Annotated in this window: 15 protein-coding genes; 8 read left to right on the top strand and 7 right to left on the bottom strand. The window is 37.9% G+C overall.

The window, feature by feature from the left end:
* Positions 1-262: 262 nt before the first annotated feature.
* The 5 genes from IEX65_RS17375 (at position 263) to IEX65_RS17355 (ending at position 4,405) form a co-directional block, all read left to right on the top strand.
* The gene (locus IEX65_RS17375) at positions 263-676 is read left to right on the top strand and encodes a Dabb family protein (protein ID WP_188767725.1); all 414 of its coding nucleotides are present in this window, start codon (positions 263-265) and stop codon (positions 674-676) included.
* A 158-nt stretch (positions 677-834) separates the two neighbouring features.
* Positions 835-1,092 (top strand): 30S ribosomal protein S20, encoded by a 258-nt coding sequence (rpsT, locus tag IEX65_RS17370; RefSeq protein ID WP_188767724.1) that lies wholly within the window; start codon positions 835-837, stop codon positions 1,090-1,092.
* A 121-nt stretch (positions 1,093-1,213) separates the two neighbouring features.
* Positions 1,214-1,897, top strand: a complete 684-nt coding sequence (gene radC, locus IEX65_RS17365) for a RadC family protein (RefSeq protein WP_188767722.1) — start codon at positions 1,214-1,216, stop codon at positions 1,895-1,897.
* Positions 1,898-2,090: 193 nt separating this feature from the next.
* Positions 2,091-3,710, top strand: a complete 1,620-nt coding sequence (locus IEX65_RS17360) for an ABC-F family ATP-binding cassette domain-containing protein (protein ID WP_188767719.1) — start codon at positions 2,091-2,093, stop codon at positions 3,708-3,710.
* Between the two features lie 407 nt (positions 3,711-4,117).
* Positions 4,118-4,405 carry a rhodanese-like domain-containing protein gene (locus IEX65_RS17355; RefSeq protein ID WP_188767711.1) on the top strand — a complete coding sequence of 96 codons (288 nt, stop codon included), beginning with the start codon at positions 4,118-4,120 and terminating at the stop codon, positions 4,403-4,405.
* Between the two features lie 486 nt (positions 4,406-4,891).
* On the opposite strand, the gene IEX65_RS17350 is transcribed toward IEX65_RS17355, so the two are convergent.
* Positions 4,892-6,544, bottom strand: coding sequence for a S41 family peptidase (locus tag IEX65_RS17350; RefSeq protein WP_188767710.1), 1,653 nt, complete (start codon positions 6,542-6,544; stop codon positions 4,892-4,894).
* Positions 6,545-6,641: 97 nt separating this feature from the next.
* On the bottom strand, positions 6,642-7,145 hold the full coding sequence (locus IEX65_RS17345; RefSeq protein WP_188767709.1) for a phosphoglycerate mutase family protein: 504 nt from the start codon (positions 7,143-7,145) through the stop codon (positions 6,642-6,644).
* 231 nt (positions 7,146-7,376) lie between these two features.
* Between IEX65_RS17345 and gyrB the strand changes: the two genes are divergently transcribed.
* Positions 7,377-9,350 (top strand): DNA topoisomerase (ATP-hydrolyzing) subunit B, encoded by a 1,974-nt coding sequence (gene gyrB, locus IEX65_RS17340; RefSeq protein ID WP_188767708.1) that lies wholly within the window; start codon positions 7,377-7,379, stop codon positions 9,348-9,350.
* A gap of 116 nt (positions 9,351-9,466) precedes the next feature.
* Complete coding sequence (locus tag IEX65_RS17335; protein ID WP_188767707.1) at positions 9,467-10,000, top strand: DsrE family protein; 534 nt, start codon at positions 9,467-9,469, stop codon at positions 9,998-10,000.
* 91 nt (positions 10,001-10,091) lie between these two features.
* Here IEX65_RS17335 and metF read toward each other — a convergent pair whose 3' ends face one another.
* On the bottom strand, positions 10,092-11,051 hold the full coding sequence (metF, locus tag IEX65_RS17330) for a methylenetetrahydrofolate reductase [NAD(P)H] (protein ID WP_188767706.1): 960 nt from the start codon (positions 11,049-11,051) through the stop codon (positions 10,092-10,094).
* 136 nt (positions 11,052-11,187) lie between these two features.
* The gene (locus IEX65_RS17325; RefSeq protein WP_188767705.1) at positions 11,188-12,474 is read right to left on the bottom strand and encodes an acetyl-CoA hydrolase/transferase family protein; all 1,287 of its coding nucleotides are present in this window, start codon (positions 12,472-12,474) and stop codon (positions 11,188-11,190) included.
* 231 nt (positions 12,475-12,705) lie between these two features.
* On the opposite strand from IEX65_RS17325, the gene IEX65_RS17320 reads away from it, so the two are divergent.
* The gene (locus tag IEX65_RS17320) at positions 12,706-13,068 is read left to right on the top strand and encodes a hypothetical protein (RefSeq protein WP_188767703.1); all 363 of its coding nucleotides are present in this window, start codon (positions 12,706-12,708) and stop codon (positions 13,066-13,068) included.
* 67 nt (positions 13,069-13,135) lie between these two features.
* Here the strand turns inward: IEX65_RS17320 and IEX65_RS17315 are convergent, their stop codons facing one another.
* The 3 genes from IEX65_RS17315 to IEX65_RS17305 all read right to left on the bottom strand — a co-directional run bounded on the left by IEX65_RS17315 (position 13,136) and on the right by IEX65_RS17305 (position 17,213).
* Positions 13,136-13,858: a Bax inhibitor-1/YccA family protein gene (locus IEX65_RS17315; protein ID WP_188767702.1), complete on the bottom strand. Its 723-nt coding sequence runs from the start codon at positions 13,856-13,858 to the stop codon at positions 13,136-13,138.
* A gap of 84 nt (positions 13,859-13,942) precedes the next feature.
* Positions 13,943-15,220: a rod shape-determining protein RodA gene (rodA, locus tag IEX65_RS17310; protein ID WP_188767701.1), complete on the bottom strand. Its 1,278-nt coding sequence runs from the start codon at positions 15,218-15,220 to the stop codon at positions 13,943-13,945.
* Position 15,221: 1 nt separating this feature from the next.
* Positions 15,222-17,213: a penicillin-binding transpeptidase domain-containing protein gene (locus IEX65_RS17305; RefSeq protein WP_188767699.1), complete on the bottom strand. Its 1,992-nt coding sequence runs from the start codon at positions 17,211-17,213 to the stop codon at positions 15,222-15,224.
* Between the last annotated feature and the right edge of the window lie 110 nt (positions 17,214-17,323).

The following is a 17,323-nucleotide window of genomic DNA, read 5'->3' as shown; positions in this document are numbered from 1 at the left end:
ACATCTCCTAAATTCTAAACGCCCTTTTCTGAAAAAATAAATTTTTCTTTTAAAAACGCCTAAAAATAAAACCTAAATCCAAATATTTTTAAAAATTGAGTAATTACACTCATTTTGATAAAAAGCCTCAAAACAGAATAATATTTGGCAATATATAATAAAAACAAAAACAGTAAAATATTTTCTTGAAATAATGCAACATTTTCAAATAAAATGTGTTATATTTGTATCGTATTACAGAATATTATTCGGATTTAAGAAAATGAGTCAAGCACAAAAAAAATCGTTATTAAGATATTTAATGCCAGCAATGGCTTTGGGAATGTTTGCTTTTTTAATGGTAGCTTACGGTTCGGCATACACGCCACCAAAAGCACAAAAGCAACGTATTGTTTGTTTTAAATTCAAACAAGGTACTTCAGCAGAAGCAATCAAGAAACACATGGCTGACTTTCAAGATTTGAAACGTCAGATGCCAGAAATCGCAGCTTATTCAGCAGGCGAAACTTTCGGAGAAGATAATTCTAAAGCTGAGTACGACGTTATGCACTATCTTACTTTCAGAACTGAAGCTGAAGTTGAGAAATTCCGTGAAAGCACGCAATACAAAGCATTTGAAAAAGCCAACGAAGCCAACTGGGATAAAGTATTGGTTATCAATTCAGAAATTAAATAATCTGATTTCAAATAGGAACGTTTAAGGAAGGCATCGCTTGAAGCGATGCCTTCCTTTTTATAAGTAAAAAATATTTTAGTTTAAGTTTTTTCTTTAATATTATTTCATTAATTTTGCACTCCAAATTTAGAGTAAGACAATTATTATATTAAAATACAATGGCAAATCATAAGTCGGCATTAAAGCGTATCAGAGCAAACGAAACTAAGCGTTTGAGAAATCGTTACCAACACAAAACCACTCGTACTTTGGTTAGAAAATTACGTGGTTTAAGCGATAAAACAGCAGCTACTGAATTATTCAAATCAGCAGCCTCAGCTTTGGATAAATTAGCTCGTAAGAACGTTATCCACAAAAACAAAGCAGCAAACTTGAAATCAGGTTTGGCTAAGCATATCGCTGGATTAGCAGCTTAATTTCCCTTCGGGAATTCAATATTTTGCTCATGGAAACAATTTCTCCGTGAGCATTTTTTGTTTGCAAGTCACGTAAACAATATTATACCAATACTAAGCTTTGCTGTAAATTATAAATAGAATGATTAGCAATATTCTATCGTGGGCGGAAGAAGACCGACCAAGAGAAAAACTTTTGTTGAAGGGTAAAGCGGCCCTTTCGGATGCCGAATTGATTGCTATTCTGATAGGCTCAGGTACAAGAGAGTTATCGGCTGTTGATTTATCAAAGCTAATTCTACAAAGCGTTAATAATAACCTTAACGAATTGGCAAAGCTGAGTATCAATGACTTAATGAAATTTAAGGGCATTGGCGATGCAAAAGCAATTTCGATTGCCGCCGCCTTAGAACTCGGCCGACGAAGAAAAGAAAGTGATGTTATCAAGAAAGCAAAAGTTAGTTCATCGGCTGATGCTTATGAGGCCATCCGCCCTTATTTAATGGACTTGCAACACGAACAATTTTGGGCATTATTGCTCAATCGGGCAAACGAAGTCATTCGTCCACAGCAGATTAGCATCGGTGGTGTTTCGGGAACAGTAGCCGACCCAAAGATGATTTTCAAGGCGGCCATTGAACATTTGGCCTCGGCCATAATTTTAGTGCATAATCATCCATCGGGAAACTTAACACCAAGCCAAGCCGATAAAGATTTGACAAAAAAGGTAAAAGAAGCAGGGCGAACACTTGACATTCCAGTACTCGACCATCTCATTTTCAGCGATAACGGTTATTTTAGCTTCGCCGACGAAGGGATATTCTGAATAAGGGAGACGGGGTCGCCCGTGCGATGTAAAATGAATAATTAATAATGACTTAATTATTCATCCAGAAATACATACATTCTTAATACGAAAAATATATTTTATTTATAAAAACTAAAAGATAGGATTTTGAATTTTAATTGAACGTAGTAGTAATTCTACATTCTACATTCTACATTCTACATTAATTAAAATGCTTACAGTTTCAAATATTTCGCTAAGTTTTGGCAAAAGAACTCTCTTTGAAGAGGTAAATCTAAAGTTTACACCCGGCAACGTTTATGGCCTTATTGGAGCAAACGGTGCGGGAAAGTCAACGTTTGTAAAAATCCTTTCGGGCGACCTTGAACCAACTTCGGGTAGCGTAAGCATGGACCCAGGTGAAAGGATGTCGGTTTTGAAGCAAAATCAAAATGCTTTTGATGATGATACCGTTTTGAACACCGTTGTGCGTGGAAACGAGCGTTTATCACAAATCATTGCCGAAAAAGATGCCATTTACGCCAAAGAAGATTTCTCGGAAGAAGATGGTAATCGTGCCGCTGAATTAGAAGCAGAATTTGCCGACATGAACGGATGGGATGCCGAATCAGATGCTGCAAACTTACTTTCGGGTTTGGGTATAAAAGAAGATTTGCACTATACTTTGATGGCTGATATGAACCCTTCTGATAAAGTAAAGGTTTTGTTAGCTCAGGCATTGTTTGGAAATCCAGATATTTTATTACTCGATGAGCCTACCAACAACTTAGATATTGAATCTATTTTATGGCTCGAAAACTTTTTGATGAATTTCAAAAATACCGTAATCGTTGTTTCTCACGACCGTCACTTCCTCGATAACGTGTGTACATACATTGCTGACCTTGACTTCAAGAAAATCACGCTTTATGGTGGTAACTACTCTTTCTGGTACGAATCAAGCCAGTTAGCAGCACGTCAGAAATCTGACCAAAACAAAAAAGCCGAAGAGAAAAAGAAAGAATTGGAAGAATTTATTCGTCGTTTTTCTGCCAACGTGGCTAAGTCGAAACAGGCTACTGCTCGTCAGAAGATGATTGAAAAATTGAATATTGAGCAAATTCAGCCATCCTCACGTAAATACCCTTATATCGGCTTTAAACCTGAGCGTGAAGTAGGCGACCAAATCTTATTGGTTGAAAACCTCAGCTACAAACTTGAAGATGGCACTTACCTATTCAAAGATTTGAGTTTCCAAGTGGCTCGTGGCGAAAAAATTGCCTTTTTGAGCAAAGATGGTTTGGCAGTTTCGGCATTGTTTGATATTCTTTCGGGCGAAAAACAGCCTTCGAGTGGTAGTTTCAAGTGGGGTATCACAATTACGCATACTTACCTACCAAACGACAACAACAAATATTTCTCTGATGGTAGCCTCGACCTCGTTGATTGGCTCAGACAATATTCGGTTGAAAAAGATGAAACGTTTATTCGTGGATTCTTGGGTAGAATGTTATTCTCGGGTGAAGAAGCCCTAAAAAAATGTACGGTACTTTCGGGTGGTGAAAAACAACGTTGCATGTTTTCGAGAATGATGCTTTCGGGAGCAAACGTTTTGATGTTCGACGAACCAACTAACCACTTAGATTTGGAGTCGATTCAGGCCCTTAACAAAGGTATGGAAGATTTCCCGAGCAATATGTTATTTACTTGCCATGACCACCAACTAACTCAAACAGTTGCGAATCGTGTAATCGAGCTTTCATCGAAAGGTTTCTTGGATAAATTAACTGATTTTGATACTTACTTGACTGATGAAAAAATCAAAGTTCAACGTGATGCTTTATATAAGTAAAATGTTTATATCTTGATTCTAAAAGCCATATCTTTGAAATAAATCAATTTAAAGATATGGCTTTTCTATATTTACATAATATGATAAAATCAAGAAAATTGAATCTATTAAGTTTACTATTAATGAATTTTTTCGCTATAATTGTATTTATGGTTGGAAATAGTTTTTTATGTTCAAATGAGATTGATGGAGGAGAATGTATCAAATCACTTGATAACTCTATGTACTTCATTCAAATAACTCTAAATATAATCTTTTCTTTATTTTACTATTTGAAAATAAATCAGCAGTATTGGTGGAAATTAATATTGAACATCGTTACACTAAGCATTTTCTACATTATCGCATCCTTTTTTCATAGTGTTTTACAAATTGGACTTTTCTAACCTCATATAATTTGGGTATAAATGATGCAGGACTTCACCGAAATAGCACAAAACGATTTAGAGAGCGTTTTGTCTGACCCAAATACTATCTTAGTTGATGTAAGAGAAATAACCGAATTTGCAGATTTCAATATCGGTGGAATAAACATGCCTCCGCACGAAATCACGGAGCGATTGGGAGAACTCAAAAACTACAAAACCATAGTGGTAGCTTGCTCAAACGGGACACGAAGCAATATCGTAGCTCGACTTTTGTCAAAGAAGTTGCCAGAAAAAACTATTCTACACTTAGAAGAAGGAATATTTTAGAGAGTTCTGAATTCTGAGTGTAGAGTTCTGAGTCATTTCGTTATAAGCTAAACCTTTAAAAAGACCTATCTACAAAACTCAAAACTCTAAACTCAGAACTTTATTAAAATCCGTCGTAATCTCTTTCTTTTTTGATTAACCATTTGCCCACTGCAAAAGATAATACCATTAAAATAACAAAGAATGCAATTGCATACCAAGTAGGATATTGATAACCGAACATAATCGTATGAAGTTTAAATTATTACCCTGCAAAAATACAACAAAATAAAAAAGATTATAACATTTCTCTAAAAAAAGTTATAATTCTGTTCAAAAGAATAGAGTTCTTTATGAATTTATCAGGTTTCATAAAGCATAAAACGTCGGCAAGGTTTTGAACCTTGCCGACGTTAATACACCCGATAAATTTATTTGGAACAAAAAATAATTTAGACTGATTTTAGCACCACATAGGCGACCCCATCAAAACTCAAAACTCAAAACTCACTTCCCGCCTTTCAAGATTGAATTGTAGCGTGGCATATCTTTGAATAGCTTCAACGCCTCTTGTACTTCTTTATCACGCTCAAATGCCACAAACTTCATGGCTTTTTGGTAGTAATAACGACTCAGGATTTCAGCTTCCAGTTGCTCTTTGATGTCTTCTTTATTTTTAGCTAAATCCTGCAACTTACCTTGATTGATTTTATCACGCAATGATTTGATTTGCTCTTGTACTAAATCCAAAGAGTTTTCTTTCTTGGCTGATGCCTCCAAATTATCCAAATTACGCTCCATTGTGGTGATGTACGTAAAATCTTTGCCCTTCAACCAAGTAATAAAGTCTTGATACTCAGCTTCGGTCAAGGTAAACTTCTCTTTTGGTTTCTGATTTGCGTGTTCGAAATAGTATTTGGTTGCGTAATCAAAGATGTAGTTCTTTTGAAGTAAATTCACCGTTACGGCAGCCATTGTTGGTACTTCGGTCTTAATATCAGGGTCAACACCTCCACCATCATAAACTGTTCGCCCGTTTTTGGTTTTGAAAGCAGTCTTTAATGAGTCTGGCACACGTCCTACGCTACCATCGGGGTTGCGGTGGCTATAATCTAAGGCCTGAATACAACGCCCGCTTGGAATGTAATATTTAGCGGTCGTGATTTTCATTTTAGTATTGTAACTTAGGTCACGAGTGGTTTGTACTAAGCCCTTCCCAAACGAACGTTGACCAATAATTACGGCACGGTCGTAGTCTTGGAGTGTTCCGCTCACAATTTCAGAAGCTGATGCACTCATACTATTTATCAAAACTACAATTGGCATCTCAGTATCGAGCGGTGCTTCCATTGCCATGTATTTATGATTCCATTCGGCCACTTTTCCACGAGTTTCAACAATTAGTTGGTCTTTTGGTAAAAAAGCATTGCAGATTTCAACCGACATATTCAACAAACCTCCTGGATTTCCACGCAAATCCAAAATTACTTTTTTCATGCCTTGTCCTTTCAACTCAGCAAAAGCTCCTTTTACTTCTTTGGCGGCAGTTGCCGTAAAATCATTGAGTTGAATATAACCTACCTCATCGTTAATCATACCTGAATGCGGTACGTTTGGCGTTTTTACAATATCACGCCCAACCACCAAATCAATTGGTGAGTTTTGTCCATAACGTTTCACCGACATTTTTACGGTTGTACCCGTCTGGCCTTTCATTAATCGACCAATATCAACGCCTTTACGAGCCACTACATCTACGCCATCTACTTTTATGATTTCGTCACCAATTTTCATCCCCGCTTTATCGGCTGGCGAACCTTCATAAATCATCACTACCACGTGTTTGTTATCACGGTGCGAAACTGTGGCTCCAATACCATTATATTTCCCAGTTGTCATGGTCATATAATCTTCGATATCATCCTCGGGAAAGAAGTTGGTATAAGGGTCGAGCTGCTTGAGCATTGACTCGATACTCAAACGCATAGCCTTGTTTGGGTTGATTTCGTCAACGTAGTAGGCATTAAGCTCTTTAAACATCGTTGCGAAAATATCTAGGTTTTTTGCTATCTCGAAATAGCGGTCGTCGTATTTAAAGGCTACAAACGGAACTGTAACAACGGCCAAAGCAATTAAAGTAAATCTGCGTAGGTTTTTCATTTTAAAAAGTTTTGTAACACAATCTTTAATTGTGAATATCTAACGAGCAAGTTAGAAACTTGCTTTACAGTTAACGCAAAAACTTGACCAAAAGGTGTTACTGAGGCGAAGTTTTTCCGTAAGTTTTTGCAAAGAAACGCATTTTTCGGACTGGAAAAAACTGCCGCTCTACAATATACAAATTATCAAAATCATTATCGGGAATATCTGCTCGTAATGTATCTCGCTCAAACAAACCATTAACCACATATTTGGTGGTATTGCTATGCCCCACAACCAACACATTTTTGCCTCTGAATTTCTTTAACTTTTCGATAAAAACTCGCATCGAATCAGCTGGGCTGGCAGCATAAATCTTAGTTATTAAACCCTTAGAATCGGCCAAAGGTTTGGCAGTATTTTTGGTTCGTAAAAAATTGGTCGAATAAATCTCCGATATTCCTTTATTGGCCAATGCTGTTTTCAAATCTTCGGCTCTTTCTTGTCCCAAAGTGCTGAGTGGCGGATTGGCCGAATTATCAACTTTTTCGCCATGACGAACCATATAAAACGTTGACTGACAAGAAGTTAAAACCAACAACCCCCAAATAAACTTTTTCATAATTTCAATTATTTATACTTTTTCTCAGATGATAATCGCACATTTTATTTTAATATCAAATCTATGCCGAAAATGCGAAATTATTGGCGTGTAGCTTCGATTATAAATTTTAAAATTCCGATAAAAATGTGTATCTTTACATCTAAAATAATACTAAAAACTGTGAGTATCAAAGTTAAGATATTCTATTCAGATAAATTCTGATAGTTAAATTTTTATAAAAAATAAATTATGGCAGAAAATCAAGAAGGCATGGAGCCTCAGAAGTCGAGAGCAGATTATGGTGCTGAGAATATTCAGGTACTTGAAGGGTTAGAGGCAGTAAGAAAACGTCCAGCCATGTACATTGGCGACATCAGTGCAAAGGGTCTTCACCACCTCATCTGGGAAGTAGTTGATAACTCGATTGATGAAGCTTTAGCAGGGCATTGCGACACGATTCACGTAACAATCAATGAAGACAATTCGGTAACAGTAAAAGATAATGGTCGTGGTATTCCGACAGGAATGCACTCAAAAGAGAAAAAATCAGCTTTGGAGGTTGTAATGACCGTACTTCACGCTGGTGGTAAATTCGATAAAGATACTTATAAAGTTTCTGGTGGTTTGCACGGTGTGGGGGTATCCTGCGTAAATGCCCTTTCGACCCACCTACGAGTAGAAGTACACAGAGAAGGAAAGATTTTTGAACAAGAATATAACATCGGAAAGCCACTTTATCCAGTACGTGAAATCGGTACGGCCGATGATACTGGTACACAAGTTACTTTCAAGCCAGATGGCAGCATTTTTACGGTAACAGAATACAAATACGAAACCGTAGCCAATCGTTTACGTGAATTATCTTTCTTAAATAAAGGTATCACGATTATCTTGAAAGATTTACGTGAAATTGATGAAGACGGCAACGCATTGACTGATACTTTCCATTCGCAAGGTGGTTTGGCCGAATTCGTTTCGTATATTGATGCAGGTCGTGAGCGTTTGATTCCAGAACCGATGTTTATGGAAGGAAATAAAGACGGCGTACCTGTTGATGTGGCGATGCTTTACAACACAAGTTACAGCGAAAACGTATCTTCGTTTGTAAACAATATTAATACTCACGAAGGTGGAACGCACGTTTCGGGTTTCCGTATGGCCCTTACTCGTACGTTGAAGAGTTACGCCGAGAAATCGGGTATTTTGGCAAAAGAAAAAATTGATATTAGTGGAGATGACTTCCGTGAAGGACTTACAGCCGTTATTTCGGTAAAAGTACAAGAACCACAATTTGAGGGTCAAACCAAAACCAAATTGGGTAATAGTGAGGTTACTTCGGCAGTAAGTGCTTGTGTTTCGGAAATGCTTGAAACTTACTTAGAAGAACATCCAAAAGAAGCTCGTATCATCGTTGACAAGGTAATTTTGGCAGCGAAAGCTCGTATTGCTGCTAAAAAGGCTCGTGAGATGGTACAACGCAAAAACGTGTTGGTTGGAAGTGGTTTACCAGGGAAATTGGCTGACTGCTCAGAATCTGACCCAACAATTTGTGAAGTTTACTTAGTTGAGGGTGACTCGGCGGGTGGTTCGGCCAAACAAGGTCGTAATCGTGCCTTCCAAGCTATTTTGCCTTTACGTGGTAAGATTCTCAACGTTGAGAAAGCACAAGAATTTAAGATTTACGAAAACGAAGAGATTAAAAATATCTTTACGGCTTTAGGTGTGCAAATCGGTCGAGATGGCGATGAGCGTGCTTTAAACACCGAAAAATTACGTTATCACAAAATCATCATCATGACCGATGCCGATATTGACGGTAGTCACATTCGTACGTTGATTCTGACGTTCTTCTATCGTTATATGAAAGAGTTGATTGAGAAGGGTTATATCTACATCGCTCAACCGCCTTTATATTTAGTGAAGAAAGGAAAAGATGAGGAATATTGCTGGACAGAAGAGCAACGTGAGATTGCCGTGAAGCGTTTGGCGGGTGGCGGAAAAGAAGAAAATGTGGGTATTCAACGTTACAAAGGTTTGGGAGAAATGAACCCAGAACAACTTTGGGAGACAACCATGCGACCAGACAAACGTACGTTAAAGCAAGTAACCGTTGAATCGGCTGCCGAAGCCGACCACCTATTTGCGATGCTCATGGGTGATGAAGTTGGTCCACGCCGTGATTTCATTGAGCGTAACGCCAAATATGCTAAGATTGATATTTAATCAAGTGAAGTAAATATTTAGTCTTTATTTCATTGTGAATATTTTAAAGGCAGTTATCTTTAGCAATGCTTAAAGATAGTTGCCTTTTTTTTTCAAACCAAAACCTTCATCAAACTATGAAAAAACTGATAATTCTCTCTCTATTTTGTGTTGTAGGAAACTTGACATTTGCTCAAAAAAAGATATATCCACTCATTAAAGGTGGTGGTGGAATGTTTGAAGTACCAGAAGCGACACCCATAGCCGATAAAAAGATGAAGTATAAACTAATAGTTGATTTATCGAAGGCCTCTGATAAGCCTGATTCGGTCAATGCTTCGCTCGATAAATTGGCACGTTTGGTAAATGCTCATATTGAAGCGGGAGTTCCGAAAGAAAATATTGATGTAGTGGGTGTATTTCATTTTTTAGGAACACCAGTCATTTTAGAGGATGAAGCCTACAAAAAGAAGTTTGGAATGGCGAATCCGAATACGGCATTAATAAATGAATTAGGCAAAAATGGTGTGCGTTTCTTCGTGTGTGGGCAGTCGCTTAGAGCAAGAAAATTAGTAGATGAAAAACGCAATGAAAACATAAAAGTAGCACAATCGGCCTTGATAACTTTCAGTACTTTTCAGAGTAAAGGTTATGCTTTGATTTTGCCTTAAAAACGTAGAGCCGTTGCATGCAACGGCTCATATCATAAAAATATCTTATTCCAAATTTTAGACGTTGCAGTGCAACGTCTCTACGGAATTCTCAAAATACTTGTCTCGCAACGGCCATTGTCGTATCTGATTTGCTCATGGTATAAAAGTGCAAAGCAGGTACACCGAAATCAATTAATTCACGGCATTGCTGCACTGACCACTCGATACCCAATTGTTTGGCTTGTTTATCGTTTTCGCAAGCCATTACTTCTTTTCTGAATGCCTCTGGCATATCCAGATAAAATAATCTTGGCAAAATATCTAATTGCTTTTTAGTAGCCAACACTTTCAAACCCGGTATAATTGGAATAGTGATGCCTTCGGCACGACAACGATTCACAAAATCGAAATACTTTTGGTTATCGAAAAACATCTGAGTCACTACATAATCTGCTCCAGCGGCTACTTTACGCTTCAGATTTTCCATATCTTGGTCTAAATCAGTGGCTTCGAAGTGTTTTTCGGGGTAAGCAGCCACACCGATACAAAAATCGCTGGCATTCAAATACTCCGAATCTTCGTGCAAATATTTGCCACTATTCATGTCTTTTATCTGCGAAACTAACTCATTGGCAAACTGATGCCCATCTTTTTTGGCTTTGAAGGTATCATATGGCTTCGCAAAATCACCACGGAGGGCAAGCACATTGTCAATTCCTAAATAGTTAAGGTCAATCAATAAATCTTCAGTATCGTCTTTTGTAAAACCACCACAAAGTACGTGCGGCACTGGGTCGATTTTAAAACGGTGCATGATTGACGAACAAATTCCGACTGTTCCGGGGCGTTTACGCGTACGCACCTCCTTGATTGAACCATCGGGCATTTGCTTCGTAAAATATTCTTCACGGTGAAAAGTAACATCAATAAAAGGAGGTTTCAATTCCATCATTGGCTCAATGGCATTCAAGAGGTCATTGATATTAGTGCCTTTGGTTGGCGGAATGATTTCAATCGAAAAAATTGGTTTTCCGTTATTGCTCTTCAAATGTTCGGTTACTTTTGCCATTTTATAAAAGAAAGTTTTATCCTTATTTTTCGACAAAAATAGATATATTATTTATTAAAACAAATTTTTATAGTTATTTTATCTAATATTTAAGCATTAAGTAGTTATATTATTTTTACGTATAATAACAGAGTAATTAAAATTTAACCGAACTATGGTGTTTGAAACGCTCATAGGCCGACTTAGCCAAAGCTTCTTGATGGTCGGGGTGAGCAATTTTGATGAGTTCTTTGGCCCTTTCTACCAAGTTCTTGCCAAATAAATAAGCAATTCCAAATTCTGTAACTACATAATGTACGTTGGCCCGAGTAGTTACTACGCCCGCTCCTTCTTTCAGATGCGAGACAATTTTCGACAAGCCATAAGCAGTGGTAGCATTCAAAGCAATAATTGGTTTTCCACCTTCCGATAATGCTGCCCCTCTGATAAAGTCCATTTGTCCGCCCACGCCCGAATACATATTATAACCAATGCTATCAGCACAAACTTGGCCAGTAATATCAATTTCAATGGCACTATTAATGGCCGTAACCTTCGGATTTTGTCTAATAATTGAGGTATCATTTACGTAATCTACCCGCATCATTGTCACGAGTGGATTATCGTCAACAAAATCGTAGAGTTTCTTCGACCCACACAAAAAGGTAGAAACAATTTTCCCTCGATTACGCTTTTTGTATTTTCCTGTAATAATTCCTTTTTCGACCAGCGGAATAATACCATCCGAAAACATTTCGGTATGAATTCCTAAATCTTTGTGATTTTCGAGGGCAGCCAAAACCGCATTCGGAATACTGCCGATTCCCATCTGGAGTGTCGCTCCATCTTCTACTAATGAGGCCACGTGGCTACCAATTTTCTTATGCTCAGCGGTTGGCTCTCCCCACGAAACTTCGTGAAGAGGCTCATCAAAAGGCACAAAATAATTGATTCGACTGGTATGAATTTGGGCATCACCGAGTGTACGAGGAACGAATTTATTTATTTGAGCAATAACCACATCAGCCGAGTCGATGGCTGCTAAAGTGGCATCAACCGATGTACCGAGCGAACAAAAACCACTTTTATCGGGAGTAGAAACCGAGATTAAAGCAATATTTAACTTGATGATATTTTGAGTAAAAAGTTTAGGAATCTCTGATAAAAAGACTGGGATATAACTTCCTCGACCTTCTGCGATGGCTTTTCGGGTGTTTTTTGCAATAAAAAAAGCATTGGTATGAAAAACTTCGGCGTATTCGGGATTGGTGTAAGGAGCTTCACCTTCGGTGTGGAGATGATATATTTCGATTCCTTTCAGCGTATCAGCTCGGTTAACTAAAGCATTTACCAAATGGTGTGGCACAGCCGAAACGCTGTGAATAAAAATTTTATCACCTGATTTTACAGTTTCGAGGGCTTCTTGGGCAGTTGTGATTAACATAAGCTTGTTTAATTTTTGTGCAAAAAAATAGGTTTCATTTCCTTCGATACATGACAATAATCATATTTTGAAACACTTATGCTCAACTTTTATTTATCCAAAATAACGGCATTATGTTATCATTAATTTTTCAAAATAAATATAAAAATAATTATATTTACCAAAGCAAACTAATTACTAAGCATTCACGTTTAGGCATTAGAATCATTATTAAACTTTTATTATCTATCAATGAAAAAACTTTCTTTATTACTAATCTTGGGCATTTTTGCCTTTAGTTTTGATGTTTCGGCACAAACTACTCCCACCACAACGGCAGCAATTGATACAGTTGCGGCAAAGGCTTATGTAGGTAAATATAAGGTAAAAGAAGGACCTTTTGAAGAATTAATTGTAAGTATTCAGAATGGTAAACTTTTTGGTGAAGCAGTAGGTCAAGGTTCGGCTGTACTTGCTCCGACCAAAGAGGCTGATATTTTTGAAGTCGTGGGTTATGATGGAAAAATCGAATTCGTCAGAAACGATTCAAAAGTTGTTGTAAAAGCGAAACTCTCCATACAGGGAAACGTAATTGAGAGCGAAAAACAACCTTAAATGACAATTTGGGCATAAAAAACGCCGCTTTGAAGCTCAAAGCGGCGTTTTTTATGCTTAATTATTTCTATCGACGTGATGCTAATTTTGCTAATAATTTTAAGATTTCGAGATACAACCAAATGATTGTAACCATCAAACCAAAAGCGGCATACCACTCCATGTATTTAGGGGCTTGCATTTCGGCACCTTGCTCAATCAAATGAAAATCTATGATTAAATTCATAGCAGCAATTGTGATTACTACTAATGAGAAAATTATCCCGATAATACCTCCTTCGTGGATATATGGCACGTTTATACCAAACATTCCCAAAATCCAAGTAAGCATATATAATAAGAAAACCGCTCCAGTTGCGGCTGCTACGCCAAACATAAAGCCTTGAGTTGCTTGCAATACTTTTGTTTTATAAAGCATCCACATCACAAATACTACTCCGAATGTAAGCCCAGCTGCAATCAATGCAAATTCTTGAAAAATGGCCGAGATTGCACCAATTGCCAAACCTTCGAGCAACGCATAAGTGGGTGCTAATTGTGGAGCCCATTCTTTCTTAAATGCTAAAACTACTGCACAAAGGAGTCCACCGATACAACCAGCAGGAATAAGCATTGGAGCGATACTCCAACCTTGCATAAGACCTATCCAAGAAACAGCCGAAGATGTCATTAGGATAAATAACAAAATTCCGACTTTAGTAAGGGTTGATTCTACCGTCATGACCTCGTTGCGGTCGTAGGTATAATCAATATTTGTGAATGTTTTTTCTGAAAATGCTGGATTTGCCATAGATAATTGTTGGTTTTAGGTTTTAATAGATAAAGCAATTAAATGATAATTCTGAATTTTTCAAAATAATTTTTATCAGTCCTTTTACACTTTATAACTACGGTGAGCATCTAACTTCAAAAATATAAACAACAAGATTGTAAATGACCAAAGTGACGAACCACCATAGCTCAAGAATGGCAAAGGAATACCGATTACGGGCATTAAACCAATAGTCATACCAATATTCACAAACAAGTGAAAAAACAGAATGGAAGCTACGCAATAACCGTAAATACGAGAAAACTTGCTTCGTTGCTTTTCGGCTAAATTGATAATTCTATTCAATAATGCCGCAAATATCAAAATCACAACCACACTTCCCACAAAACCCCACTCCTCGCCTACCGTACAAAAGATGAAGTCAGTTGATTGTTCAGGTACGAAGTCGAATTTAGTTTGGGTACCTTGTAAATACCCTTTTCCGATAATACCTCCCGAACTAATCGCCACCCTCGATTGTGTAACGTTCCAACCTGCTCCAAGTGGGTCAGAATCGGGATTTACTAATACTTGAATACGTTTTTGCTGGTGTGGTTGCAATACATTCGTTGTGAAAAACTTCACACCGAATACAAATGCTGAAGCAATGACAAATACGCCACCCAGACGAATGAGGTTCTGACGAGTACGTTCGTAGCGTTTCAAAAACATATACCAAAACAAACCACAAGCTACCGCCAAACCAGCCACCACATAAAACTTATTGAAGAATAATACTAATACAAAGAGAATTGCTAAGGCTATACCAAGAGCAGGATAGATACCAGGAAGGCCTTCACGGTAGAAAACCGCAATAAATGCAGCGAAAGTCAAGGCCGAACCTGTTTCTTTCTGCAAAATAATGATGATTGGCGGCACAAAAACCAATAAGCCTGCTACGATTGCATCTCTAACTTTCGAGATATTTACCCCTTGTGTACTCAGAAACCTCGCCAATGCCAAAGCCGTAAAGATTTTGGAAAACTCGGCGGGTTGCAAGGAAAATGTGCTTCCTAATTTTATCCAAGACCTCGAACCTTTGATTTCGGTTGCCAGAAATATGGTTGCAATCAATAATAAGATTACAAAACCATAAAATATGTAGGCAAATGAATCATAGACTTTATAATCAACAAAGAGGATTATCAGAATCAATACGAATGTTGATGAAATAAAGAGCAACTGCTTCCCAGCATTATGAGAAGTAGAAAAAATCGTGATTGGGTTTTCAGGGTTGTAAACCGCCGCATAAATATTCAACCAACCAAAAAACACCAATGCAGCATATAGCCAAACGGTTGTCCAGTCAATGCCTTCTCTAATATCAATATCACGTGCCATACTATTTAGTTTTATTAAGGTTTTCGTCTTTTGGTTTTATGAATGTCGTTTTTACTGGTTTCTCTGATTCTTTCTGAGGCTTTGTTGGAGCAACAGGAGCAGCAGGCGTAGGTTTGCTTGTTGACTCTGGCGTAAGTGTCGGAATCGGTTTTGCCGCCGCACCAGCAGCCATTGCTTCAACAGTTTTGATGCTCAAATTCAACATCCTTTCCTTGATAGCCGTACGCTCAATTTTGCGTTTCAGATACTTTTCTATCATCAAAGTAGCAATAGGAGCAGCTACCGAACCACCAAAACCTGCATTCTGAACCATTACGGCAATGGCAATCTTAGGATTATAACGAGGAGCAAAAGCAATAAATACTGAGTTATCTTTACCTTTTTTGTTTTGAGAAGTACCCGTTTTACCACAAATAGCAATACCTTCAACGATACCAGCACCACCACCTACGGTTCCACGCTCAACCGCATCTTGCATACCACCGATGATAGCCTCAAAATGTTGTGGGTCAATGCCTGTACGATGTACAGTACGGAGGTCAGGATTAACACCTTTTCCGTTCTGACCAACTCCACGTACTAAATGTGGTGTTACCCAATAACCTCTATTAGCAATCGTTGCTGCCAAATTGGCCATTTTCAACATATTTACAGAAACCTCACCTTCACCGATACTTAATGAATAGATGTTTGAGAATTTCCATTGGAACGAGCCATAACGCTTATCATAATATTTTACGCTTGGCAATAAACCTGACGACTCTGAAGGTAAATCAATACCAAGTTTTTGTCCATAACCAAATTTTTCGACCATATCATGCCATTTAGAGAGCATTACTGGTGCTTCTTTAAACGGGTTGGTTTCTCCGCCCAAACTCATTGTTTTACGAAAAACATTATAAAAATACGGGTTACACGAGAAACGTACAGCGTTATGAAGGTCATTGGGTGAACCTGGGTGATTATGACATTTTACGGGAGCCCCACCCAACGGGAAAGCAGTAGAAGGTGTAATTGCCCCCAATTGTAAGGCAACCAACGCCTGCACCAATTTGAATGTTGAACCCGGACGGAAGAAACCAGTAGCTACTCGGTCATTGAGTGGCTTATCTGGATTTTTATATAATTCTTTAAAATACTTACTAAATTGCTTACCTGAAAGCATATTTGGGTCATAATAAGGATACGAACCCATAGCCAAAATTTCGCCAGTTTTTGGTTCAATCGCTACTGCACAACCAGTTTTTCCTTGAAAAAGGCTATCTGCCAACTGCTGAACCTCTACATCAACTGTGGTAAAAAGATTTTTGCCAATAACAGCCAATGTATCATACTCTCCATTTGAATACGAACCCTTATTTTCTCCGTGAACGTTCATCATCGTAAACTTCACACCCCGCCTACCCCGAAGCTCCATTTCGTATTGTTTTTCGAGGCCAGTGATGCCAATGTAATCACCACTTCTATAATATTCTACCTCTTGGGCTTCGTAGGCTTTTTTACTAATCTCACCGATATATCCTAAAGCGTTAGCCATCGTACGAGCAGGATACGTACGGAAGAACGATAATTCAAATGTAAACCCAGGAAAACTCACCATTGCATCGGCCACACGAGCATAATCCTCTTTCGATAATTGACGCAGAAACAACGTAGCACGATTGCGTGAATAACTCTTCGCAATGGCCATTGTACTATCAAAATAGCTACGTGTAATATTGAATAAACGGCAGAAAGTAGTAGTATCCATCTGCTTTACTTTATAGGGCGTTACGTACATGTCATAAACATCTACATTTGCCACCAAAAGTTTTCCATTTCGGTCATAGATTTGCCCTCTAAGAGGAATCTGAACCTCTTTCTTTAAAGCTCCAGTGGAGCCGATTGTGTGGTAGGTATCGTCGATTACTTGTAGGTATAACAACCTAAGTATGTAGATACCACAAACTAAAAAGAAGAAACTAAGAATGATTTGCTTTCTGTCTTGGAACATTCTACTTATAAAATCTATTGGGTTTGGCTAAAAATATAGGTCACAGCAATTAATCTTTAGCTCTTAAGCGATATGGGCTTGCTCAATGAAGCTAAATACTAATCGCTACT

The sequence above is a fragment of the Emticicia aquatilis genome, assembly GCF_014644295.1.
GTDB classification, from domain to species: domain Bacteria; phylum Bacteroidota; class Bacteroidia; order Cytophagales; family Spirosomataceae; genus Emticicia; species Emticicia aquatilis.
This window is presented reverse-complemented; position numbering and strand designations above follow the sequence as displayed.